Raw genomic sequence first — 22972 nt, forward strand, 5'->3', positions numbered from 1 at the left:
CCTCCTCCAGGCGGGTCGCTCCCGTGCCCTCCCGGCCCGGCTAGGTCGGCCGCTGGAGCACCGTCATGCTCCGGTCGACCAGCTTCAGCCGGGCCCCGGCCTGCACCTTCGGGCCCGCGCCGGGCGCCGGCGCCTGGGGGTTCCCGGTGTCCACGACCACCTGCCACTGCCGCCCGTGGTCGACCGGCACCACGAACTCCATCGGCTTGGCCGAGGCGTTGAACATCAGCAGGAAGGAGTCGTCGGTGATCCGTTCCCCACGCGAACCCGGCTCGGAGATCGCGTTGCCGTTGAGAAACACCGACAGCGCGGACGCCTGGGCCCGGTCCCAGTCCCGCGGCGCCATCTCCTTGCCCTCGGGGGTGAACCAGGCGATGTCCGACAGCTCGTCGTGCGTGCCCTCCACCGGCCGGCCGTGGAAGAAGCGGCGCCGCCGGAAGACGGGATGCTCCTTGCGCAGCCACACCAACGCGCGCGTGAAGTCCAGCAGCTCGCTGCCCTCCTCGGGCCACTGGACCCAGGCCAGCTCGCTGTCCTGGCAGTAGGCGTTGTTGTTGCCCTGCTGGGTGCGCCCGAACTCGTCCCCGTGGCTGATCATGGGCACGCCCTGGGAGAGCATCAGCGTGGCGAGGAAGTTCCGCATCTGCCGGGCCCGCAGCTCCAGGACCCCGGGATCCTCCGTCGCGCCCTCCGCACCGCAGTTCCAGGACCGGTTGTGGCTCTCGCCGTCCCGGTTGTCCTCCCCGTTGGCCTGGTTGTGCTTGTTGTTGTAGGAGACCAGGTCGTGCAGGGTGAACCCGTCGTGGCAGGTGACGAAGTTGATGGAGGCCAGCGGACGCCGCCCGTCGTCCTGGTAGAGGTCGGAGGAACCGGTCAGCCGGGAGGCGAACTCGCCGACCGCGCGCGGCTCGCCCCGCCACACGTCCCGCACGGTGTCGCGGTACTTGCCGTTCCACTCGGTCCACAGCGGCGGGAAGTTGCCCACCTGATAGCCGCCCTCGCCCACGTCCCACGGCTCCGCGATCAGCTTGACCTGGGACACGACCGGGTCCTGCTGGACCAGGTCGAAGAACGACGACAGCCGGTCCACCTCGTGGAACTGGCGGGCCAGGGTCGCCGCGAGGTCGAAACGGAACCCGTCGACGTGCATCTCCAGCACCCAGTACCGCAACGAGTCCATGATCATCTGGAGGACGTGCGGGGACCGCATGAGCAGGGAGTTGCCGGTGCCCGTGGTGTCCATGTAGTAGCGGGGATCGTCCGTCAGCCGGTAGTAGGACTGGTTGTCGATGCCCCGGAAGGACAGCGTCGGGCCCAGGTGGTTGCCCTCGGCGGTGTGGTTGTAGACCACGTCGAGGATGACCTCGATGCCCGCCTCGTGCAGCGCCCGCACCGCCGACTTGAACTCCAGGACCTGCTGACCGCGGTCGCCCCAGGAGGCGTACGCGTTGTGCGGGGCGAAGAAACCGATCGTGTTGTAGCCCCAGTAGTTGTTCAGGCCCATGTCGACCAGCCGGTGGTCGTTGACGAACTGGTGCACCGGCATCAGCTCCAGGGCCGTGACCCCGAGCTCCGTCAGATGCTCGATGATCGCCGGGTGCGCCAGCGCCGCGTAGGTGCCGCGCAGCTCCTCCGGCAGCCCCGGGTGGCGCATCGTCAGGCCCTTCACATGCGCCTCGTAGATCACCGTGTGGTGGTACTCGGTACGCGGCCTGCGGTCGTCGCCCCAGTCGAAGTAGGGGTTGACCACGACCGAGGTCATGGTGTGGGGCGCCGAGTCGAGGTCGTTGCGCCGTTCGGGGGCGTCGAAGTGATAGCCGTACACCTCCTCGCCCCACCGGACGGAACCGCTGATCGCCTTCGCGTACGGGTCGAGCAGCAGCTTCGCCGAGTTGCAGCGCTGCCCGCGCGCGGGTTCGTAGGGGCCGTGCATCCGGAATCCGTACCGCTGCCCGGGCATGACGCCCGGCAGGTACGCGTGCCGGACGAACGCGTCGCTCTCGCGCAGTTCCACCGCCGTCTCCGAGCCGTCGTCGTGCAGCAGACACAGCTCTACTCGGTCCGCGGCCTCCGTGAAGACCGCGAAGTTCGTGCCGGCGCCGTCGTACGTGGCACCGAGGGGATACGCCTCTCCAGGCCAGACCTGCATGGACACGACTCTTTCAGGTGTCTCGCCCCGTCGGGGCGCCTTGAACGTCGAGTCTCCAGGAAAGTGGGGGAACCACCTGTGACTTACGCCCCTCTTACCTGACGACCAGTGCACAGGACGACAGGTGACTCACGTCCTGTGCCGAACCAGTGGGGCAGAAACGTACTCCCGCGCAACAGGGGGAGCAGGGGGAATTTGTGCGCACGACAGTGCGCCGCCACCTGGGCAAGGTGGTGGCGGGTACGGCCATCGCGGTGGCCGCGACGGCCGTGATGGTGGGGATCACCCTTCCGGGCACGGCGGGGGCGGACGACACAGGAGGCGGCAAGGGCGGCCCGAGCACGCGGCAGGCAGCCGGACAGCAGCAGGGGGACACGGGGGCTGCGGTACAGCCCGGTGTCGTCGAGGAGGCGCCCGCCGAGGGCGCCAGGGGCGAGGGCCGCGACCCGCTCACCGACGACGAGATCGCGCGCGTGGAGAAGATCGCGCTCGACCGGCAGCAGTTCAACGCCAGTGAGGACGTGGACGGCGACCGCGGCCCGCAGCGCCTGGGCGTGGACCTCGCCGAACCCGCGGCCGACGAGGTGGACGACCCCGACGCGCCCCGGCGCGCGGTGGTGTCGTTCTACGACTACAAGGACGACACGCTCGTCACCAGGACCGTCAACCTCGACACCGGCAAGGTCGAGGGCACCGGCGCCCGGCACGGCGTCCAGCCGCCGCTCAGCGCCGCCGAGCAGAGCGAGGCCGCGAGCCTGCTGATCGCCGACCCGCTGGGCGCGGGCCTGAAGGCCGACTTCAAGGACGCCACGGGCAAGGAGCTCAGCTCTCCCGACCAGCTGCAGATCGCCGCCATGATCTACCGCGCGGTGCCGGGCGCCGAGCCCGCCGTCCTCGACACGTGCGGGGAACACCGCTGCGTGCGGCTGCTGCCGAAGGTCAGGAACGGCCCGTGGATCGACGCCCGGTCCCTGGTGATCGACCTCAGCACCCGCAAGGTCGTCCGGCTCAGCGGCTGAATCCGCAGCAGGCCCACCTCCACGTCCGTTTTCCGACCTGCCTTCCGCAGCGGGAGGCACAGGGAGTCATGTCCACATGCGTGTTCCGAATCTGATCGGCGGCCTTCGGCCGCAGGGCGCCGGCCGTGTCCACCGGGGGGCGGCCGTCGGCCTCTGTGTGGCCGCGCTGGCCACCGGGGCGGCCGCCGGAGCCGGCCCGGCCGCCGCCCGGCCGAAGGCGGCCCCCGCGGCGGCCGCCGACTGCAGCGCCGCCTACCGCATCGAACAGAAGCTCGCCACCGGCACGACCTGGCGCATGTGCTGGCGCTTCGAGGCCAAGTCCGGCCTGGTCCTGGAGAAGATCTCCTACCAGCCACCCGGCGAGACCAAGCCGATCAAGGTCCTCAACAGCGCCAAGATCGCCCAGATCCACGTGCCGTACGACGACGGCAAGAACGAGTACAACGACATCACCGACTACAACTTCGGCTCGGGCCTGGTCGGGATGACGCCCGCCGAGTGCCCCGGCGGCACCCTCAAAACCATCAAGGTCCCCGAGTCCTTCTCCGACAACCCGAACGTCAAGGGCCTGTGCACCACGACCCGTTCGCGCGGTCACGCCTACCGCATGCAGTCGGACACGGGCAACAAGGTCTACCAGGCCCAGGGCAAGGACCTGTTGATCTACACCGTCAACAAGGTCGGCTGGTACGAGTACATCACCGAGTGGCGCTTCTCCGACGACGGCGCCGTCAACATGAACGTCGGCGCCACCGGCAGCCTCTCGCCCTTCGACTACGACGCCGGCGACGGCCGCGGCTGGCCGATAGGCAAGGGCGCCAAGTCCTACGCCACCAGCCACAGCCACAACGTCTTCTGGCGGCTCGACTTCGGCCTCGACGGCTCCTCGGCCACCAAGGTGGAGCAGTACGACTCGGTGGTCAGCCCGCCCGCCGGCGGCGGACAGGGCCCGACCGCCAGGACCACCCGCACGCCCGTCACCACGGAACTCGCGGGCGACGCACAGAACATGCGCTGGTGGCGGGTGGTCAGCGCGACCGGCAAGAACAAGGACGGCCACGCCCGCTCCTACGAACTCGTCCCCGGCGCCACCGCCACGTACCCGGGGCGCAGGTTCACCCAGCACGACGTCTACTTCACGCAGTACAACCAGTGCGAGCAGTACGCCAGCAACAACGTCCGCGACTGCGGCAGCCCCCTGCACGGCACCTCCGTCGACAAGTGGGTGAACGGACAGACCCTCACCCACCCCGTGACCTGGGTGAACGTGGGATTCCACCACATCGCCCGGGACGAGGACCAGCAGCCCATGCCGGTCCACTGGCAGGGCTTCTCGCTCGTCCCCCGGGACGTCACCGCTATGAATCCGCTCACTCCGTCCGCGCTGGCCGGACAGAACGGTGAGTCGAACAGCGGTAGTTGAGAAACGACCTGTCCATCCGGCTGCACCGCCCGCCGCTCCCGGAGTACCCTTCCTTGATCGTTGGGACGGGGAGTGCTCGGGGGAGCGGAAGGCGGTGCGCGGGTGGGCTCGGGAGGGCTGGAGCTGCCCCCTGGTGACGAGGGTCACGAGGGGGGCTCCGCAGACGTCCCGCCCGGCACGGTGTCGCTGGCCCGGCCGATGGAGACGAACGCCATCGGACCGGAGCTGGACTGGGACGCCGAAGCCTGGCGGGAGGTACGCACCCGCGCCCAGCGGGCCGGCCGGGCCTACATCTGGCTGAACCTCGTCGAACAGCGGCTGCGCGCCGTCGTGGCCGCCGTGCTGCGGCCCGTCTACGAACCCGTCCACGGCGACGAATGGGTGGTCGCCGCGGCCGGACCCGCCGGCCAGGAGTGGGTGCAGCGCGCGGTCGCCGTGCGCGAAGTCAGCCGCCGCAAGGGCTACTTGCTCGACCCGGCCGACGACAACGTCATCTCCTTCCTCACACTGCCCCAGCTGCGTGAGCTGATGGTGCAGCACTGGCCGTGCTTCGAGCCGTACTTCGACGACCGCCGGGACGTCGAACTCGCGCTGGACGAGCTCGAGGTGACCCGTAACGTCGTCTCCCGCAACCGGGCCCTGTCCGAGGCCGTCCTCGGGCAGGCCGAGCGGGCCTCCGCACGTCTGCTGGAGATGCTCGGCACCAGCGGCGACGTGCCCTCGGCGCGCCGGCTGCCCGTCGACGCCGTCGAGGACCTCGTCGGCGACCGGTACGCGGACGTGGTCGCCGTCCACTCCGACCGGGTGCGGCTGCTGCGCCGGTTCCCCGCCGAGGACATCTTCGACGGCGCCCGCCGCCTCGACGCCATCGGCATCGGCCTCAACCTGCTCGTGCAGAACTTCTCCGGCCGCCGTCTGGTCCGCCTCGCCGAGGCCGGCGCCCGGGTCCGGCTGCTGTTCCTCAACCCGGCCTCCAGCGCGGTCAAGCGCCGCGAGCGCGAACTCGGGATGAAACGGGGCGAGCTGAGCCGGGCGGTGGAGATGAACATCCTGCACATGCGCCGCGTCCGCGCCCGGCTGCGCGACCCCGGCGCCTTCCAGATCCAGGTGTACGACGAGACACCCCGCTTCACCGCCTATCTGGTCGACGGCGACGGCACCGACGGCATCGCGGTGATCCAGTCCTACCTGCGGCGCATGCGCGGGATGGAGGCGCCGGTGCTGGTGCTGCGCAACGGCAACCGGGTGGTCAGACCGGGCGAACAGGACGACAGCGGAATCTTCCCGGCATACCGCGAGGAGTTCGAGCTGGCCTGGGCGGACTCGCGGCCGGTGTCCTGAATCATCCGTTTCGCCCGGAGGGTGAGCGGAACGCGGTCCTCTGATTGTCAGTGGTGCGTGCGAGGGTGGAGACCACTGGGGGAAGCACCACCAAGAAGGGGGGCCACCATGGCCTGGTACCGGGAGCTGCTTGTCGGCTTCGACCTGGAGACGACCGGGACGGACCCGCGCGAGGCGCGCATCGTCACGGGAGCCGTGATCGAGGTCAGGGACGGGCAGGTCCTGGGACACCGCGAGTGGCTGGCGGACCCGGGCGTGGAGATCCCGGCGGACGCCGTCGCGGTGCACGGGATCAGCAACGAGCGGGCGGCCGGCGAAGGCGCTCCCGCGGACCGGGTAGCGGACGCGATCGCCGACGTCCTCGCGGGCTACTGGCGCACCGGGGTCCCGGTCGTCGCCTACAACGCCGCCTTCGACCTGACCCTGCTCTCCGCCGAACTGCGGCGCCACGGGCTGCCCTCGCTGCGCGACCGCCTGGGCGGCGTGGACCCGGCACCGGTCGTCGACCCGTACACCATCGACCGCTCGGTCGACCGCTACCGGCGCGGCAAGCGCAACCTCGAGGCGGTCTGCGCCGAGTACGGCGTCCGCCTCGACTCGGCGCACGACGCCTCGGCCGACGCCCTCGCGGCGGCCCGCCTCGCGCGGGCGATAGCCGGCCGCCACCCCAAGGTCGCGTCCCTCGGCCCGGCGGAGCTGCACCGCCGCCAGATCGAGTGGTACGCCGAGTGGGCGGCGGACTTCCAGAGCTTCCTCCGCCGCAAGGGGGACGCGGAGGCAGTGGTGGACGGGGCCTGGCCGGTGCGGGAGCCGGCGGAGAAGACCGTCTGACGTCCCGCGACCCCGGCCGCGCTCACCGGCCGCCGGTCCGGGGCAGGTCCGCGTCCTTCCCGCCCCCGGCGGCGGTCCGCCAGGCCCGCAGCGCCCGGATCAGAACGGATACCATCGCACCGCCTCGTCGCCGTCCCGCAGCGACGCCACCCGGCGCCGGAACTCCGTCAGCGCCTCGGGGTTGCCGGGCGCGTGCTGGGCGACCCAGGCACAGCTCGCGGTCTCGCGGGCGCCCCGCAGGACCGTGCACCCCGCCCACTCCCGCACGTCCCAGCCGTAGGTCCCGGTGAAGGCGTCGTAGGCCTCGGCGGGCAGCCCGTACCGGTCGCGGGAGAGCGCCATCACCACCAGGTCGTGCTCGCGCAGATCGGCGGAGACGGTCTCCAGGTCGACCAGGACCGGACCGTCGGGCCCGACGTGCACATTGCGGGGCAGCGCGTCGCCGTGGATCGGACCGCGCGGCAGATGCGGGGTGAGGGCGGCGGCCGCCGCGGCGAAGCCGTCGCGGCGCTCGCGCAGATACGCCGCGTCCGCCGGGTCGATCGCGTCGCCCGCGAGCCGCAGCCAGCGTTCGACACCCGACAGCAGATCGCGTGCGGGCAGGCCGAAGGCGGGGGCGGGCAGGGCATGCACGAGACGCAGCAGTTCGGCCAGATCCCGTGGCTCGGCGGGGCGCACGGGGTCGGGCAGCCGGTGCCACAGGGTCACCGGGTGGCCCTCGACGAGCAGCGGCTCCGGCCCGGCGGCCCGCACCGCCGGGACCCCCGCCCCGGCCAGCCAGGCCGCGACCGCGAGCTCGCGCCGGGCCCGGTCGAGGAGTTCGGCGTCACGGCCCACCTTCACCACCAGGTCACCGGCGGCGAACACCGCGTTCTCACCCAGGGCGAGGAGCCGCGCGTCCGCCGCCGGGCCGGTCAGTACGCCCGCCGCGGCGAGTACGTCCCGCGCCCGTGCCTCGTCCATCGTCCGCCTCCGTGTGGTTCGCCGCCCGACGCCGCCCGACGCCGCCCGACGCCGCCGGACGGCGTCGTGATCCGGCCGTCCGACGGTCAGTGTCGCATTCGCACGGATCGGGCCGTGCGCACGGTCTCTTGACGGGGTACAGCACCTTCACGACCATGACGGGGCCCGTCACAGCCGGGGGAAGGGGGCGGATCCGGTGTCGTCGGCGACCGAGAAGAGACGGACGGCGCGTCGCGCGCCCGGCACCGGCCCGCCGCGCGGCACCGCGGGCCACGGCGCGTGGTTCCTCGTCCTCCCCGCCCTGATCCCCGTCCTGGCCCTCAGCGTCGGCCCGCTGCTGTACGGGATCCTGCTGGCGTTCACCGACGCCCAGTCGGGCCGCACCGCGCCCACCCGGTGGATCGGCGTCCTCAACTTCTCCGACCTGCTGCACGACACGCTGTTCTGGGAGTCGTTCCGGATCGGCCTGGTCTGGGCGGTCGGGGTGACGGTCCCGCAGTTCCTGCTCGCTCTCGGCCTCGCCCTGCTCCTGAACGAGGACCTGCGGCTGCGCTGGCTGGCCCGCGCCCTCGCGATCATCCCCTGGGCGATGCCCGAGGTCGTCGTCGGCGTCATGTGGCGGCTCGTCTACAACCCGGACGCCGGCATCCTCAACGAGACCCTGCGCGACCTGGGTCTGGGCGACGGGCGCGACTGGCTCAGCGGACTGACGACGGCCCTGCCCGCCGTGATCGTCGTCGGCGTGTGGGCGGGCATGCCGCAGACGACGGTCGCCCTGCTCGCCGGCCTCCAGAACACCCCGAGGGAACTGCACGAGGCGGCCGCGGTCGACGGCGCGGGCGCCTGGCGTCGCTTCCGGACGGTCACCTGGCCCGCCCTGCGGCCCATCGCCCTCGCCATCACGGCCCTGAACTTCATCTGGAACTTCAACTCCTTCGCCCTGGTCTATGTGCTGACCAACGGCGGACCCGGCGGCCGCACCCGGCTGCCCATGCTCTTCGCCTACGAAGAGGCCTTCCGCTACGGCCAGTTCGGGTACGCGGCGGCGATGGGCTGTGTGATGGTCGCGGTGATCTCGGTGTTCCTGGCCCTGTTCCTGGTGGGCCGCATCAGGGGAGGTGACGACGCGTGAGGACGCGCCCCGGGGCCCGGGCCGGCCAGTACGCGGCCCTGCTCGGCTACCTCGTCTTCCTCGCCCTGCCCTTCCTCTGGCTGCTCTCCGTGGCGTTCAAGCCCGCGCGCGAACTGGGCAGCCTGCACCCCACCTGGATCCCGGAGCACCCCACCCTCGGCAACTTCCGCCAGGCGTTCGACGAGCAGCCCCTGCTGCACGCCGCGTTCAACTCCCTGCTCGCCGCGGTGAGCGCCGCCGTGATCGCCGTCGTCCTCGCCACCCCGATGGCCTACGTCATGGCCCGCCGGCCCACCCGGCTCGCGCGGGCCGCGTCCGGATGGGTGGTGGTCAGCCAGGCGTTCCCGTTCGTGCTGGTGATCATCCCGCTGTTCCTGGTGCTGAAGAACCTGCGGCTGATCGACTCCGTGCCGGGCCTGGTGATGGTGTACGTGGTGTGGGCGCTGCCCTTCGCGCTGTGGATGCTCGTCGGATACGTCCGGGCCGTCCCCGTCGAACTCGAGGAGGCGGCGGCCATCGACGGCGCCGGACGGCTGCGGACGCTGGTTTCGGTCACGGCGCCGCTGCTCGCCCCCGGGATCGTGGCGACGGGGCTCTTCGCGTTCGTCACGGCGTGGAACGAGTTCTTCTTCGCGCTGGTGCTGCTGAAGACCCCGGAGAAACAGACCCTGCCGGTCGTGCTGACCCACTTCATCGGCACCGAGGGAGTCGCCGACCTCGGCCCCCTGGCCGCCGCCGCCTTCCTCGCCACCCTCCCCTCGCTGGCCGTCTTCGCGGTCGTCCAGCGACGGATCACGGGCGGCATGCTCGCCGGGGCGGTGAAGAGCTGATGCGGACCGGAGCGCTGATCGTGGCAGCCCTGCTGCTCCTCGCGGGCTGTACCGCCGACGGAACGGACGACGGAGGGCCCGTCACCCTCCGCTTCCAGTCCCTCGCCTGGCAGGAGGAGTCCGTCCAGGCCAACAAGGACCTGGTCGAGGAGTGGAACGCCACCCACTCCGACGTCAAGGTCGACTACGTACAGGGAAGTTGGTCGAGCGTCCACGACCAGTTGCTCACCTCCTTCGAGGGCGGCGAGGCCCCCGACATCATCCACGACGCCTCCGACGACCTCGCCGACTTCGCCCACGGCGGCTACCTGGCCGATCTGACCGGTCTGCTGCCCGCCCGCCTCACGTCGGACATCCCGCAGCGCAGTTGGCGGACCACGACCTTCGGCGACGGTGTCTACGGCGTGCCGTTCCTCCAGGAGCCGCGCGTCCTCGTCGCGAACGCGACCTGGCTGAAGCGCTCCGGCGTACGGATCCCGACCCCCGAACACCCCTGGAGCTGGCCGGAGTTCCGGAACATCACGCGACAGCTCAGCGGCGACGGCGAGTACGGCGTCGCCTGGCCGCTGAAGGAGCCCGTCTCGGCCACCCTCAACCTCTCCCTGTCGGCGGGCGGCCGGCTGTTCCACCGGGGAGCGGACGGGAAGGTCACCGTCCGCTTCGAGGCCGGCGACGAGGTCGTACCGCGCACCATCCACGACCAGGTCGACACCGACCACAGCGCCTCGCCCACGACGCTGGGCAGCGGCGGCTCGGACACCCTTCCCGGGTTCTTCGGCGGCCGGTACGCGATGGTCCCGCTCGGCTTCTCCTACCGCCAGCAGATCGTGCAGCAGGCGCCCAAGGGGTTCGACTGGCAGGTGCTGCCCGCTCCGGCGGGCGCCGACGGGCTCGCCCAGGGGGTCAGTCCGCAGACGCTGTCCGTCGCCGAGGACAGCCCGCACAAGGAAGAGGCGGCGGCCTTCATCGACTTCCTGCTCCGGCCCGGGAACATGGTGCGGCTCGCGCTGGGCGATTGGATGCTGCCGACCGGCACGCAGGCCCTCGCCGACCCCGCCCTGCACACGGCGAAGGACGGCTGGGCGACCGGTACCGCCCTCGCCGAACACCTGCGCCCGGCGCCCGCCCAGGCCGTCCGGGGCTATGCCGAGTGGAAGGACAAGGTCGCCACCCCCGCGTTCCAGGAGTACTACAGCGGAGCGATCGGACTCAGCGAACTGCGCGAGCGGCTCGAGAAGGACGGCAACCTGGTGCTGGCCCGCTACCAGCGGTGAACGGCCCGCCCGGCGACCGGTTCGGCGACCGGTTCGGCGGTCGTTTCGGCGACCGGTCCGGCGGTGGGTCGAAGGGGGACCGACGAGCGCTGTCGCGGCGGCCGACCCACGTCATTCCGGTTGCACGAGACGTATCGTCTCGCTTACGGTCGACGGTATGACCAGTCGCCCCGCCCATGTCGCCATGTTCTCCATCGCCGCCCACGGGCACGTGAACACGAGCCTCGAGGTGATCCGCGAGCTCGTCGCGCGCGGGCACCGGGTGACGTACGCGATCCCGCCCGTCTTCGCCGAGAAGGTCGCCGGCACCGGCGCCGAGGTCAAGCCGTGGCACTCGACGCTGCCCTCGCCCGACGACGACCCCTCCGCCTGGGGGAGCACCCTCCTCGACAACGTCGAGCCCTTCCTGGCCGACGCGATCCAGGCCCTGCCCCAGCTGATCGAGGCGTACGAAGGGGACGAGCCGGACCTGGTGCTGCACGACATCACCGCCTACCCGGCCCGCGTCCTCGCCCACCGCTGGGACGTGCCGGCGATCTCCCTCTCGCCCAACCTCGTGGCCTGGGAGGGCTACGAGGAGGAAGTCGCCGAGCCGATGTGGGCGGAGCCGAGGGAAACGGAGCGCGGAAAGGCCTACTACGCGCGTTTCCATGCCTGGTTGAAGGAGAACGGGATCACCGAACACCCGGATCCTTTCGTCGGCCGCCCGGCCCGCTCCCTCGTGCTGATCCCCCGGGCGCTCCAGCCACACGCCGACCGGGTCGACGAAAGCGTTTACACGTTCGTCGGCGCCTGCCAGGGCGACCGCGCCGCCGAGGGCGAGTGGACGCGTCCCGAGCGGGCGGAGAAGGTCGTCCTCGTCTCGCTGGGCTCGACCTTCACCGACCGGGACTTCTACCGGGAGTGTGTGCGGGCCTTCGGCGACCTGCCCGGCTGGCACCTCGTGCTCCAGATCGGCAGGCACGTCCATCCCGCCGCGCTGGGCACCGTTCCCGACAACGTCGAAGTGCGTCCTTGGGTGCCGCAGTTGGCGGTCCTGAAACAGGCCGACCTGTTCGTCACGCACGCCGGCGCGGGCGGCAGTCAGGAGGGACTGGCCACGGCCACGCCGATGATCGCCGTACCGCAGGCCGTCGACCAGTTCGGCAACGCGGACATGCTCCAGGGACTCGGTGTCGCGCGGCAGATCGCCACGTCCGAGGCGAGCGCCGAGACCCTGCGGGAAGCCGCCCTCGCGCTCGTCGACGACCCGGAGGTCACCCGTCGGCTCAAGGCGATCCAGGCGGAGATGGCGGACGAGGGCGGCACCCACCGGGCGGCGGACCTCATCGAGGCCGAGCTGACGAGGAAGCGGCCCTGAGCATCGCCTCGACCGGCGTCGAACCGGGTCCCGATTCAGGTTCGGGGCCAGATCCTGAGCCGGTCCCACCGGGACCTGAGCCGGTCCCACCGGGACCTGAGCCGGTCCCACCGGGACCTGAGCCGGTCCACCGGGACCTGGGCCGGTCCACCGGGACCTGGGCCGGTCCACCGGGACCTGGGCCGGTCCACCGGGACCTGGGCCGGTCCACCGGGACCTGGGCCGGTCCACCGGGACCTGGGCCGGTCCACCGGGACCTGGGCCGGTCCACCGGGACCTGGGCCGGTCCACCGGGACCTGGGCCGGTCCCACCGGGACCTGGGCCGGTTCTGAGCCGGGTGCCGGCCATGCTCCAGGCCTGTCCCGAGCCTGGTCCTGGCCAGCCCCCAGGCGGGTGCCGAACAGGCCCCGGGCCAGATCCCGGACCGGATGCCGGGCCAGGTCTCGAATCAGCTCCCGGGGCAGGTCTCGAACCGGGAGACACCCAGGCCCGGGTCAGATCTCCAACCAGGTCCCGAACCGGCGCCGATTCGGTGTCGGACCAGGCGTGAGTGAGGGCCCGTCGGCTCCCCCGGGAGGTCAACGGGCCCTCGGTACGGACAGCTTCCTCAGCGGCTGTCGAGCGGCGTCAGACCCGCAGCGGCTCGCCCTCGTCGTCCCGCGTCACCGGCGTCACGGCCTCGGGCAACTCGTCGTGCGTGAAGTCGGGCAGCCAGTGCAGCCACTTCGGCAGGTACCAGTTGCGCTCGCCCAGCAGCGCCATCACAGCCGGGAGCAGCACACCCCGGATGATCGTCGCGTCGATCAGCACCGCGGCCGCCAGGCCCACGCCCATCTGTTTCATGGACTGCATGGAAAGCGTTCCGAAGATCGCGAACACGGCGACCATGATGACCGCGGCGCTGGTGACCACACCGGCCGTGGTGACCACGCCGTGCTTGATGGCCTCGTTCGTCGAACGGCCCCGCATCCGCGCCTCGCGGATCCGGGAGACGACGAACACGTGGTAGTCCATCGACAGGCCGAAGAGGATCACGAAGAGGAACAGCGGGAGCCAGGTGATGATGGCGCCGACGCCCTCCGCGCCGACCAGCGACGCCCCCCAGCCGTGCTGGAAGACGGCGACCAGGATGCCGTAGGCGGCGCCCACCGACAGCAGGTTGAGCACGATCGAGGTGATCGCGACCGTCAGCGAGCGGAACGACAGCAGCATCAGAAGGAAGGCGAAGACCACGACGAACGCGAAGACGGGAGCGACGGCTCCGGCCAGCTGGTCGTTGAAGTCCTTGGAACCGGCCACCTGTCCGGTGATCGGCGCCTGCAGGCCGTCGACCTTGCCCAGCGTCGCGGGCCGTACCTCGTCACGTAGCTTGTCCAGGCTCGTACCCGCCTTGTCCAGGTCGGAGCCGCCCACCAGCGGAACGTAGACGTACGCGATGTTCTGCGCGTCGTGCAGCTTGATCTCGACCGGACCGCGAGAGGCGCCCGAGCTGACCGCCTGCTCCTTGAACTGCGCCAGGGCGGTCTTCACCTCGGCGGCGTTGATGTCGTCCGCCTTGACGATCACCTCGGCCGGTTCGGAGCCGCCCGGGAAGGCGTCGTTGACCCGGTTGTAGGTCTGCACGATCGGCAGCGAGTCGCCGAACTCCTGGTCCAGGGTGAGGTTCTGGGTCTTCATGCCGACCGCCGGAGCGGCGATCGCGAGCAGCGCGCCCGCCGCCACGACCAGCGAGACGCCGGGCTTGGCGAGAACGACCTTCAGGACGGCGCTCCAGAACCGGCTGCCCTCGTCGGCGCGTCCTCCGTTGCCGTTCTTGCGGCGCTTGTCGGGGTGCAGGAACGGGATCCGGCCCTTCTCCACCCGCCGACCGAGCAGCGACAGCAGCGCGGGCAGCACGGTCACCGAACCGACCATGGCGACCGCGACCACCATCAGTGAGGCCAGGCCCATCGCCTCGAACGTCGCGAGCCCGGTGAAGAGCATGCCCGCCATCGCCACGCACACGGTGACACCGGAGACGATCACGGCGCGGCCACTGGTCGCTGCGGCGATCCTGAGAGCGGTTTCCGGATCACGTCCCGCGGCCCGCTCCTCGCGCTCGCGGCGCAGATAGAACAGGCAGTAGTCGACGCCGACGGCCAGACCGACCAGCAGCATCACGGAACTCGCGGTGTCGTCCATCGGCTGGAAGTGGCTGACGATGCTCATCAGGCCCATCGTCGCCATGATCGCGGTGACCGCGAGCGCCACCGGCAGCAGCGCCGCCACCAGCGCGCCGAACGCGATCAGCAGAATGCCCAGGGCCACCGGCACGGCGGAGTACTCCGCCTGCTGGAAGTCGTCGCCGAACGCGTCGTCGAACGTCTTCATCATGCTGGCGCCGCCGATCTCCTCGATCCGCAGCGAGGAGTGGTCCTTCTGGACGCCCTCGACGGCATCGAGGACCGGCTCGACCCGCTCGCCCGCGGTGTCGGAGTCGCCGCGCATGTCGAACTGCACGAGCGCGCTGCGGCCGTCCTCGGAAATCGTGTCCGAGTCGTACGGCGAGGTCACGTCGGTGACCTTGCCGGTCTTGTCCACCGCCGAGACGACCGCGGCGACCGCGGCCCTGAATTCCGCGTCCGTGGCCTTGACCGAGCGGTCCTTCGACTGGATGAGCACGGTCTCGCTGGCCGGCTCGTCGATGCCGGCGTCCTCGATGATCCGGGCGGCCGTATGCGTCTCGCCCCCGAGCTGGTCGCTCTCCTTGACCTCGACCGTGCCCGCCGCCGAACCGATCCCCATGGCCAGGACGACGAACAGCACCCAGATGCCCACGGCGGCCCATCGGTGCCGGGCGCTCCAGCCGCCGGCTCGCGCGGCGATGCCCCGCACCCGTATATCTCCGTTCCCCATGACGGGCCTGCCCTCTTGTGATGCGGTGGAAGCCCCCTGCCGCCACCTTTCGATTCGAAGGTATGGCCTGGATAAGGCCATCTCGTCGTGCTCCCCGGTGAGGTGCCGGACCCCCGACTCCTCCCGTCGGACCCCGCGGTCTCACCGCTGGGGAGGACGGAGGGCCCCTACATCTATCCGGGGATCTCGGGGATGACGATCAGGGTGCGGGCCGACGGAGGGCGCGGACGGCTGGAATCTGCGGTCGGATGGAGGACGCAGACGGTTGGACGCCGCGGACGGATGGAAGGAACGGGCCGGTGAAGTGGGCGGGCGCGGACGGGCGGAGGATGCGGGCCGGTGAAGTGGGCGGGCGCGGGCGGATGGAGGACGCGGGCCGGTGAAGTGGGCTGACGGCGCGAGCCGATGGGTGCTGGTCGACGACGAGGGCCGATGGACGTTTGGAGGGTGAAGGTCGGAATGGTGATTACGAAAGTTTGTTGAACAAGTCACAAGCCTGTGGAGATGTCCGGCAGATGTTGCTCCGCATCCCCTGGATCAGCCAGAGTTTCGCCCGGCGCCCCACCCGGGCCTCGGCCGTCGTGCCCACCCCCACGGGGCACGACGGCCGCTTAAGGTGAGCGGATGACGACGACGTACGCGGCGCTGCTGCGCGGCATCAACGTGGGAGGCAGCAGGAAGGTCCCGATGGCCGAACTGCGCACCCTGCTGGAGGGACTCGGCCTCGCAGACGTCCGCACCCACCTCCAGAGCGGCCAGGCCGCCTTCTCCTCCGCGCACGGGGACGAGGACAGCCTGGCCGCCGAGGTCACGGCGGCGATCGAGAAACACTTCGGCTTCGCCGTGGGCGTGATCGTGCGAGACCACGCCTATCTGAAAGCGGTTGCGGACGCTTGCCCGTTCCCGGCGGCCGAGCTGGAGGCCAAGCAACTCCACATCACGTACTTCTCCACCCCCGTCGACGCGGAGCGCTACGCCGGGATCGACCAGGCCGCTCACCTCCCCGAGGAGTTCCGCCTCGGCGACCGCGTGCTCTACCTGTACGCCCCCGAGGGCCTCGGCCGGTCCAAGCTGGCCGAGCAGCTGTCCAGGCCCCGGCTGAACAAGGGCCTCATCGCCACGACCCGGAACTGGAACACCGTCGTCAAACTGGTGGAGATGACGCGAGCGTGACCGTGCGCAGGCCGTGGAACGGTGTCGGCGAGAAACTCGCGGGGCACGGCGAGCCGCGGATCGGCGTAGAGCCGGCGGAGCTCCTCGCGGCTGCGGGCGCCGGCCACGAGCCGCCAACCACCGTCCGGCAGGCGGTACTCGGTGACCAGTGGCTGTCGTGGGAACCCTCGATGAAGTAGGTCGCGTATGCGCCCCGGATCCAGGCCGGCGTCCCCGTGGCCCGCAGCAGCGAGCACAGCAGCAGCGAGTGGTCCCGGCACGTGCCGACGAACTGTTCGTCGTAGGAACGCCGCCGGGCCGGCGGCGCGTTCCCGCGCGTCCTCAAGATCCGCAGCATCTCCGTCACGTACCGGGACTCGGCGTCGTGGTGCAGCCGCTCCTCGGGGAATCTCGTAGGCGACACGTGCCCCCCGAGCCGATGCGCCATCAGACGGCGTACCAGCAGAGCGAGTTAGTGAGGATCGCGCGGCAGGTCGGAGACATCCAGGTCACCCGGGTCGCTGTACGGCGTCTGCCGCAGGGAGAAGTCGTCCATGTCCGGAGCCTCGGCCCTGACCCAGGGTCAGGGTCAACCTCGCACGGATCCTGTCCCACGCCTTCGACCGGGCCTCCTCAGGACTGTGCGAGGCTCGTCCCATGCGTTACATCATCATCGGGGCAGGGGCGATCGGCGGCACCGTCGGCGGACGACTGGCGCAGGCCGGTCACGAGGTCGTGCTGGTCGCACGCGGCGCGCACCGGGCGGCACTCACGGAGGGGGGACTGCGGCTCAGGGTTCCGCAGGGCGAGTCGACTCACCGGCTGCCCGTCGTCGACGGACCGGACGCGCTCGGCCCGCTCCGCACCGACGACGTCCTCTTCCTCGCCGTCAAGACGCAGGACACCGAGGCGGCACTCCGGGTCTGGGGGCCGGCCCCGGTCGAGGGCGGCGGCACGGCCGCGGAGCGGCTGCCCGTGGTCTGCGCGCAGAACGGGGTGGAAAGCCCGCGCCTCGCTCTGCGCCGCTTCCGGCACGTCTACGGCGTCTGCGTCTGGCTGCCCGCCACCCATGTCGAACCGGGTGTCGTCTCCGCCGCCGGCACCCCGCTCAGCGGCATCCTTCACCTCGGCCGGTACCCGCACGGCACCGACGACACGGCCCGCGGTGTCGCCGCCGACCTGGAGAAGGCGCACTTCGAGGCACCGGTCGTGGCCGACGTCTCCCGCTGGCAGTACGCCAAGCTGCTGTCCAACCTCGGGAACGCCCTGGAAGCGGTGAGCGGGCCGGTGGGCGACCCCGAAGCAGAGGCGCTGTACGCGAGCGTGCGGGCCGAGGGCGAGGCCGTGCTGCGTGCCGCCGGGATCGCGTGGGTGAGCGCCGAGGAGCAGCAGGCCCTGCGTGGCGACAAGGTCACCCTCGTGCCGCTGGACGGCGTCCCACGAGCCGGCGGCTCCTCCTGGCAGTCCCTCAGACGTGGCGCCGGCACCATCGAGGCCGACCACCTCAACGGCGAGATCGTGCTCCTCGGCCGTCTGCACGGCGTGCCGACCCCGCTGAACGAGTTGCTGCAAGGGCTTGCCAACCAGTTCGCACGGGAGCGCAGGGCGCCCGGTTCCCTGCCGCTGCCCGAGCTGACCCGACTGGCCGACCAGCGGTCCGCCGGCGCTGTCGCGTTTGTTCAAGAGTCCTGAGCACCCGCTGCCTAGCGTGGGACCCATGAAGTACGACGAGACGCACCAGTACATGTCCGAATGCTCCGCCGAGGCGGCGCGCGTGGCGCGCGGTGTCCCGGCGGCACGGCTGAGCGACCCGACCCACTGCCCGGGCTGGGACGTCCGCACCCTGGTCGACCACTGGGTCCTCTACACCTCCCACGGCCTCCAGCACCGCGCCCTGCGCAAGCCGCTTCCCGACGACCTCGTCGCCCGCGACTTCACGGCCGACCCGCAGTGGGCCGAGGCATACGCCGACCAGCTGGGGCGCGCGGTCGCGGCCTGGGCGGATCCGGCCGTGTGGGAGGGCGAGGTCGACCTGGGGACGGCCGCGATGCCCGCCGCCGAGATCGCCTCGATGATCGTCAAGGAGATGGCGGTGCACGGCTGGGACGTGGCGGTAGCCACCGACCAGAAGTTCCGTATCTCGGACGACGCGGCCCGGTTCGTTCTCGACGTCGTCGAACGGCACGGCGACCTCTACCGCCAGTACGACGGCTTCGCGGCGGTAGTGCCGGTGGCGGAGGACGCGCCGGTGTTCGAGCGGGCGCTGGCGGCGAGTGGGCGCGACCCCCGCCAGGGCGCCGCGCACGTGGACCGCTGAGCACTCACCCCGGACGGGAAGCTGTGGGCGCGGGGGCGTGAACTTCCGGAAACCGGTACCGCAACGGGAAGCGGTTCCGGAACGGAATCCGGTACTGGAAAGGGAAGCGGTTCCGCAACGGAAACCGATACCGCAACGGAAACCGATACCGCAACGGAAACCGATACCGCAACGCCAACCGGTTCCGCAACGCCAACCGGTTCCGGAACGGAATCCGGTACCGGAACGGAAACCGGTACCGGAACGGAAACCGGTACCGGAACGGAAACCGGTACCGGAACGGAAACCGGTACCGGAACGGAAACCGGTACCGAAAGAGAATCCGGTACCGCAGCAGAAACAGAAGCCGGAGCGCCGGAGCGGAAAGAGAACCGCAGCAGAAAACAGAAACCGGTACCGAGGAGGATGGGGGGAAAGAGAGCGAAACAGGAGCGCTTCGCGGCGCGGGGGAGCCCGTCGTCGGTCAGGCGCCGACAGCCGCCAGTGCCGGCGTACGCGCGGCGTCGTACCGTTCCAGCAGCACCCGCGCCACCTCCGGCGCAGGGCCCAGCACGTCGGCCAGGACGTCCGCCCCGGCCGCGCCTCGCGCGATGCGGTCCGGCAGGAAGCCGGGGGCCAGCACGTACGGTGCGACGGCGACCCGCGAGCACCCCGTCGCCCGCAGTTCACGGACCACGTCCTCGGTGCGCGGGAACCCCGAGGGAGAGCCGGCGGAGGCGAACGCAGGCCGCACGGCACACCAACCGGTGCGCCGCCACTCCCGCGCGATTTCTGCGATCACTGCGATCGCCTCCGGGTCCGTGGACCCCGCCGAGGCCAGCACGACCCCGGTCGAGGACTTGTCGGCCGGCGTCAGCCCGGCCTCGTACAGCCGTCGTTCCAGGGCGGTGAGCAGCTGCGGCGACGGGCCGAGCACCTCGGCCTGCCTGATCCGCAGCTGTGCCGGAGCGTCCCGCAGGACCGCCGGGATGTCCGCCTTCGCGTGGAACGCCCGGGTCAGCAGCAGCGGCAGCGCCACGACGTCGCGGACGCCCTCGGTAGCCAACGACTCCAGCACGCCGTGGACGGAGGGGATGTTGAAGTCCAGGAAACCGGTCTCTACCCGTAGCCCCGGCCGTAGCGACCGCACCCGCCGTACCAGGGCGTGCACGTTCGCGGCGTGCCGTGGGTCACGACTGCCGTGGGCAATCACCACGAGAACGGGAGGAACCGGTTTCCTGTACATGGGGGCTTCAGCTCTTCACCAGCAGACCACGGCTGCGCAGCACCCACCGCTCCAGCGGACTGAAGATCAGCAGGTCGATCGCGATGCCGACGAACAGGATGAGCAGGATCGCCTCGAACACCATGGACATGTCACTGGCGTTGCGCCCGTTCTCCAGCAACTGACCGAGTCCGACGCCGAGGTCGGGGAACGACGCGATGATCTCCGCTGCCATCAGCGAACGCCACGAGAACGCCCAGCCCTGCTTCAGGCCCGCCACGTAACCCGGCAGCGCGGCCGGCAACGTGATGTACACGGTTCCCTTCAGTCCCGTCGCCCCCATCGTGCGACCCGCCCGCAGGAACAGCGGCGGCACCTGGTCGACACCGGAAACCAGCCCGTTGGCGATGGACGGCACCGCGCCGAGCAGGATCACCGCGTACATCATCGAGTTGTTCAGACCCAGCCACAGCACGGCCGGCGGAACCCACGCCACCGAGGGCAGCGACTGGAGACCGGAGAGGATCGGACCGATCGCCGCCCGCACGAACTTCACCCGTGCCACCAGCAGACCCAGTGGCGTGCCGATGGCCAGGGCGAAGAGGAAGCCGAGCAGACCGCGCGAGACGCTGGTCCAGATATAGCCGAGCAGCTTGCCCTCGAGCCAGGCGTCCTGGAGCGTCCGCCAGACGTCCAGGGGCGAGACCAGCTTGGTCGGGTCGTCGACGACCTTGAAGGTGATCTGCCAGACGATCAGCAGCAGCACGCTCGCCAGGATCGGCGGCAGGATCTTGTCGACGAAGGTCCGCCGAAAGGGCGTACGGCCGGTGGGCGCCACGACGTCCAGCGCGTCGAGGCCCGCCTCCACCCCGGCAAGCTCGGTGGTGGCCGCTTTCGTCACCGTCGTCTTCGTCTCAGTGCTGGCCATGACGGCGGATCTCCCCACGCAGGACTTCGGTGATCTCGATGGACAGTTCCGCCACCGGGGCGTCCTCGATCCGGCGAGGCTGCGGGATGTCGACCGTCCACTCCCGCGCCACCCGTCCGGGCCGCGAGGACAGCAGGACGACCCGTTGCGCGAGTCGGACCGCCTCGCGCACGTTGTGTGTGACGAAGAGGACCGACAGTCCCGTCTCCGCCCAGATCCGGGTCAGCTCGTCGTGCAGCACGTCCCGCGTGATGGCGTCCAGCGCCGCGAACGGCTCGTCCATCAGCAGGATGTTGCTCTCCTGCGCCAGCGCGCGGGCCAGGGCCACGCGCTGCCGCATACCGCCGGAAAGTTCGTGAACACGCTTTCCGTAAGCACCCTTCAACCGGACCAGCTCGAGGAGTTCCTCCGCCTTGTCGCGGCGCTCGGGCTTGGCGACACCCCGGAGTTTCAGGGCGAGCTCGATGTTCTTGCCCGCGGTCAGCCACGGGAAGAGGGCGTGCTCCTGGAACATCAGCGCCGGGCGGCCGTCCGTCGTGATGGCACCGGCGGTGGGCTCGTCGAGCCCCGCCACCAGATTGAGCAGAGTGGACTTGCCGCAGCCCGAAGCCCCCAGGAGGGTGACGAACTCGCCGGGAGCGACATCGAGAGTGATGTCGTCCAGGACGAGCTGCTGCCCGCCCGGCCCCGCGAAGGACTTCGAGACGTGCTCAAGCCGTGCCGCGTAGTCCACGGACTCCGCGGACTCGGCGGCCTTGGCGAAGGTCGTGGCCATGGTCGTCACCTCCTGGGAACTCATCGGATTCCGATCAGCTGACGCCGAGACCGGCGTCGTCGACCGCGGACTCGCCCTCGGCCTTGAGGACCTTGTTCAGGATGCTCAGGTCGTAGATGCCCTTGAGGTCGGGCTTCTTCAGCAGGCCCGCCTTGACCGCGTGCTCCGCCTCGCTGTTGAGGGTGGAGGCCAGCGGGTCGTTGATGAACTGGATCGACGTCCACGCTGGGTCCAGGACCTCGGTCGGCAGCGCCTTGCCGGAGTCCGCCTCCAACTGCTTGTTCGCCGCCGCCTTCGCCGCCGCCGGGTTGGCGTTGATCCACTTGTTGGAGTCGACCGAACCCTTCAGCACCGCCTCGACGACCTTCGGGTGCTCCGTGAGGAACTTCTGCGACACGATGATGTTCGTGATCACGAACTTCTTGTCGGGCCACAGCGACGCCTCGTCGAGCAGCACCTTGCCCCCCTCGGCGACCAGCTTGGACGCGGTCGGCTCCGGCACCCAGGCGCCGTCGATCGAACCGGCCTTGAAGGCGTCCGGGGTCACCTTGTTGTCGCTGCGGACAACGGTTACGTCACCCTTGCCGCTCTGCGCGTCGACCTTCCAGCCCTGTTCCGCGATCCAGTTCAGGAACGCCACGTCCTGCGTGTTTCCGAGCTGAGGCGTCGCGATCTTCTTGCCCTTGACGTCCTTGACGGACTTCACCTTGTCCGGGTTGACGACGAGCTTCACCCCGCCGGACGCCGAACCGCCGATGATGCGCAGGCTCTTGCCGTCGGACTTGGTGTAGCCGTTGATCGCCGGGGAAGGGCCGATCCAGCCGATGTCGATGGAACCGGCGTTCAGCGCCTCGATCTCGGACGGGCCCGCGTTGAAGGTCGCGTACGACGCCTTGGTGGCGCCCAGCGACTTCTGGAAGATGCCCTGCTGACGGCCGACCAGCGCGGTCGCGTGCGTCAGGTTGCCGAAGTAGCCGATCTTGACGGTGTCGAGCCCGTCGATCTTCTCCGATCCGGCGGCGACCTTCTCGTTGGCGTTGTCGTCCTTGGCCTCGGAACCGTAACCGCAGGCGGTGAGGGCGAGCAGAGGAAGGGCCGCTACGGCGAGGATGCCGCGGCGGAGAAGGCGTCCGGGGGCGCCCCCGTTGGAGCGAAGCCGAGAAAGGGGGAGGTTGGCAGGCACGGGAGGGGTTCCTCTCGTTGGCCCGGCGGTCACGGGTTTTCAGGTCGTGGCCGGGAAATCGGCAAAGGGTTTTCGTCGCTTCCGGGACGGCGGGTGGGGGGACGGGGCGCGCAGGCAGTGCGCGTACGTCAGAGCGCACATCGCGCCACTCCGCCCTGCCCGCTGCCGAGGGCGCCGCTGCCGATGCGGCCGCCC

18 protein-coding genes and 1 pseudogene are annotated in these 22972 nt (G+C 70.6%); 12 read left to right on the plus strand and 7 right to left on the minus strand.

The genetic code is table 11. The features are described from left to right. Positions 1-40 precede the first annotated feature (40 nt). Positions 41-2149 carry a glycogen debranching protein GlgX gene (glgX, locus tag QF030_RS31570; protein ID WP_307165967.1) on the minus strand — a complete coding sequence of 703 codons (2109 nt, stop codon included), beginning with the start codon at positions 2147-2149 and terminating at the stop codon, positions 41-43. 197 nt (positions 2150-2346) lie between these two features. Here glgX and QF030_RS31575 point away from each other — a divergent pair, with 197 nt between their 5' ends. The 4 genes from QF030_RS31575 to QF030_RS31590 all read left to right on the plus strand — a co-directional run bounded on the left by QF030_RS31575 (position 2347) and on the right by QF030_RS31590 (position 6763). Beyond that, positions 2347-3168, plus strand: coding sequence for a Tat pathway signal sequence domain protein (locus QF030_RS31575; protein WP_307165968.1), 822 nt, complete (start codon positions 2347-2349; stop codon positions 3166-3168). Between the two features lie 76 nt (positions 3169-3244). Next, positions 3245-4591, plus strand: a complete 1347-nt coding sequence (locus tag QF030_RS31580; RefSeq protein WP_307165969.1) for a copper amine oxidase — start codon at positions 3245-3247, stop codon at positions 4589-4591. Between the two features lie 102 nt (positions 4592-4693). Then, on the plus strand, positions 4694-5932 hold the full coding sequence (locus QF030_RS31585; RefSeq protein ID WP_307165970.1) for an SAV2148 family HEPN domain-containing protein: 1239 nt from the start codon (positions 4694-4696) through the stop codon (positions 5930-5932). 108 nt (positions 5933-6040) lie between these two features. Then, positions 6041-6763, plus strand: a complete 723-nt coding sequence (locus QF030_RS31590; RefSeq protein WP_307165971.1) for a 3'-5' exonuclease — start codon at positions 6041-6043, stop codon at positions 6761-6763. A gap of 99 nt (positions 6764-6862) precedes the next feature. Here the strand turns inward: QF030_RS31590 and QF030_RS31595 are convergent, their stop codons facing one another. Then, entirely contained in the window at positions 6863-7726 is an 864-nt protein-coding gene (locus QF030_RS31595) for a phosphotransferase enzyme family protein (protein WP_307165972.1), read from the minus strand. Between the two features lie 196 nt (positions 7727-7922). Here QF030_RS31595 and QF030_RS31600 point away from each other — a divergent pair, with 196 nt between their 5' ends. From QF030_RS31600 to mgt, 4 genes and pseudogenes are all read left to right on the plus strand, one after another. Then, on the plus strand, positions 7923-8858 hold the full coding sequence (locus QF030_RS31600) for a carbohydrate ABC transporter permease (protein WP_307165973.1): 936 nt from the start codon (positions 7923-7925) through the stop codon (positions 8856-8858). Next, a complete protein-coding gene (locus QF030_RS31605; RefSeq protein ID WP_307165974.1) occupies positions 8855-9688 on the plus strand; it encodes a carbohydrate ABC transporter permease in 834 nt (277 codons plus the stop codon). Before QF030_RS31600 ends, QF030_RS31605 begins: the two co-directional genes overlap by 4 nt. Further along, the gene (locus tag QF030_RS31610) at positions 9688-10962 is read left to right on the plus strand and encodes an ABC transporter substrate-binding protein (protein WP_307165975.1); all 1275 of its coding nucleotides are present in this window, start codon (positions 9688-9690) and stop codon (positions 10960-10962) included. Before QF030_RS31605 ends, QF030_RS31610 begins: the two co-directional genes overlap by 1 nt. 120 nt (positions 10963-11082) lie before the next feature. Then, positions 11083-12322 (plus strand): annotated as a pseudogene (gene mgt / locus QF030_RS31615) (macrolide-inactivating glycosyltransferase). 628 nt (positions 12323-12950) lie between these two features. Here mgt and QF030_RS31620 read toward each other — a convergent pair. Then, positions 12951-15218 (minus strand): MMPL family transporter, encoded by a 2268-nt coding sequence (locus tag QF030_RS31620; RefSeq protein WP_307165976.1) that lies wholly within the window; start codon positions 15216-15218, stop codon positions 12951-12953. Positions 15219-15842: 624 nt separating this feature from the next. On the opposite strand from QF030_RS31620, the gene QF030_RS31625 reads away from it, so the two are divergent. The 4 genes from QF030_RS31625 (at position 15843) to QF030_RS31640 (ending at position 18687) form a co-directional block, all read left to right on the plus strand. Next, positions 15843-16391, plus strand: coding sequence for a DUF1697 domain-containing protein (locus QF030_RS31625; protein WP_307165977.1), 549 nt, complete (start codon positions 15843-15845; stop codon positions 16389-16391). Then, positions 16388-16570 carry a hypothetical protein gene (locus tag QF030_RS31630; RefSeq protein WP_307165978.1) on the plus strand — a complete coding sequence of 61 codons (183 nt, stop codon included), beginning with the start codon at positions 16388-16390 and terminating at the stop codon, positions 16568-16570. Before QF030_RS31625 ends, QF030_RS31630 begins: the two co-directional genes overlap by 4 nt. A gap of 457 nt (positions 16571-17027) precedes the next feature. Further along, complete coding sequence (locus tag QF030_RS31635; protein ID WP_307165979.1) at positions 17028-18062, plus strand: ketopantoate reductase family protein; 1035 nt, start codon at positions 17028-17030, stop codon at positions 18060-18062. Between the two features lie 25 nt (positions 18063-18087). Continuing rightward, positions 18088-18687: a TIGR03086 family metal-binding protein gene (locus tag QF030_RS31640; protein WP_307165980.1), complete on the plus strand. Its 600-nt coding sequence runs from the start codon at positions 18088-18090 to the stop codon at positions 18685-18687. A 463-nt stretch (positions 18688-19150) separates the two neighbouring features. Here QF030_RS31640 and QF030_RS31645 read toward each other — a convergent pair whose 3' ends face one another. Genes QF030_RS31645 through QF030_RS31660 form a run of 4 tightly spaced genes read right to left on the minus strand, consistent with a single transcriptional unit; the run spans position 19151 to position 22777 of the window. Next, complete coding sequence (locus tag QF030_RS31645; RefSeq protein WP_307165981.1) at positions 19151-19912, minus strand: sirohydrochlorin chelatase; 762 nt, start codon at positions 19910-19912, stop codon at positions 19151-19153. Positions 19913-19919: 7 nt separating this feature from the next. After that, a complete protein-coding gene (locus QF030_RS31650; protein ID WP_307165982.1) occupies positions 19920-20819 on the minus strand; it encodes an ABC transporter permease in 900 nt (299 codons plus the stop codon). Beyond that, positions 20806-21618, minus strand: a complete 813-nt coding sequence (locus tag QF030_RS31655) for an ABC transporter ATP-binding protein (protein WP_373428833.1) — start codon at positions 21616-21618, stop codon at positions 20806-20808. Before QF030_RS31655 ends, QF030_RS31650 begins: the two co-directional genes overlap by 14 nt. Positions 21619-21628: 10 nt before the next feature. After that, on the minus strand, positions 21629-22777 hold the full coding sequence (locus tag QF030_RS31660) for an aliphatic sulfonate ABC transporter substrate-binding protein (RefSeq protein ID WP_307165984.1): 1149 nt from the start codon (positions 22775-22777) through the stop codon (positions 21629-21631). Between the last annotated feature and the right edge of the window lie 195 nt (positions 22778-22972).

Source organism: Streptomyces rishiriensis (assembly GCF_030815485.1).
Lineage (GTDB): Bacteria > Actinomycetota > Actinomycetes > Streptomycetales > Streptomycetaceae > Streptomyces > Streptomyces rishiriensis_A.

Excerpts from the sequence above, each read along its gene's own strand:
- glgX (WP_307165967.1), bottom strand. The coding sequence starts at position 2,149 with ATGCAGGTCTGGCCTGGAGAGGCGTATCCCCTCGGTGCCACGTACGAC.
- QF030_RS31580 (WP_307165969.1), top strand. The coding sequence starts at position 3,245 with ATGCGTGTTCCGAATCTGATCGGCGGCCTTCGGCCGCAGGGCGCCGGC.
- QF030_RS31590 (WP_307165971.1), top strand. The coding sequence starts at position 6,041 with ATGGCCTGGTACCGGGAGCTGCTTGTCGGCTTCGACCTGGAGACGACC.
- QF030_RS31595 (WP_307165972.1), bottom strand. The coding sequence starts at position 7,726 with ATGGACGAGGCACGGGCGCGGGACGTACTCGCCGCGGCGGGCGTACTG.
- QF030_RS31610 (WP_307165975.1), top strand. The coding sequence starts at position 9,688 with ATGCGGACCGGAGCGCTGATCGTGGCAGCCCTGCTGCTCCTCGCGGGC.
- QF030_RS31620 (WP_307165976.1), bottom strand. The coding sequence starts at position 15,218 with ATGGGGAACGGAGATATACGGGTGCGGGGCATCGCCGCGCGAGCCGGC.
- QF030_RS31625 (WP_307165977.1), top strand. The coding sequence starts at position 15,843 with ATGACGACGACGTACGCGGCGCTGCTGCGCGGCATCAACGTGGGAGGC.
- QF030_RS31635 (WP_307165979.1), top strand. The coding sequence starts at position 17,028 with ATGCGTTACATCATCATCGGGGCAGGGGCGATCGGCGGCACCGTCGGC.
- QF030_RS31640 (WP_307165980.1), top strand. The coding sequence starts at position 18,088 with ATGAAGTACGACGAGACGCACCAGTACATGTCCGAATGCTCCGCCGAG.
- QF030_RS31645 (WP_307165981.1), bottom strand. The coding sequence starts at position 19,912 with ATGTACAGGAAACCGGTTCCTCCCGTTCTCGTGGTGATTGCCCACGGC.
- QF030_RS31650 (WP_307165982.1), bottom strand. The coding sequence starts at position 20,819 with ATGGCCAGCACTGAGACGAAGACGACGGTGACGAAAGCGGCCACCACC.
- QF030_RS31655 (WP_373428833.1), bottom strand. The coding sequence starts at position 21,618 with ATGAGTTCCCAGGAGGTGACGACCATGGCCACGACCTTCGCCAAGGCC.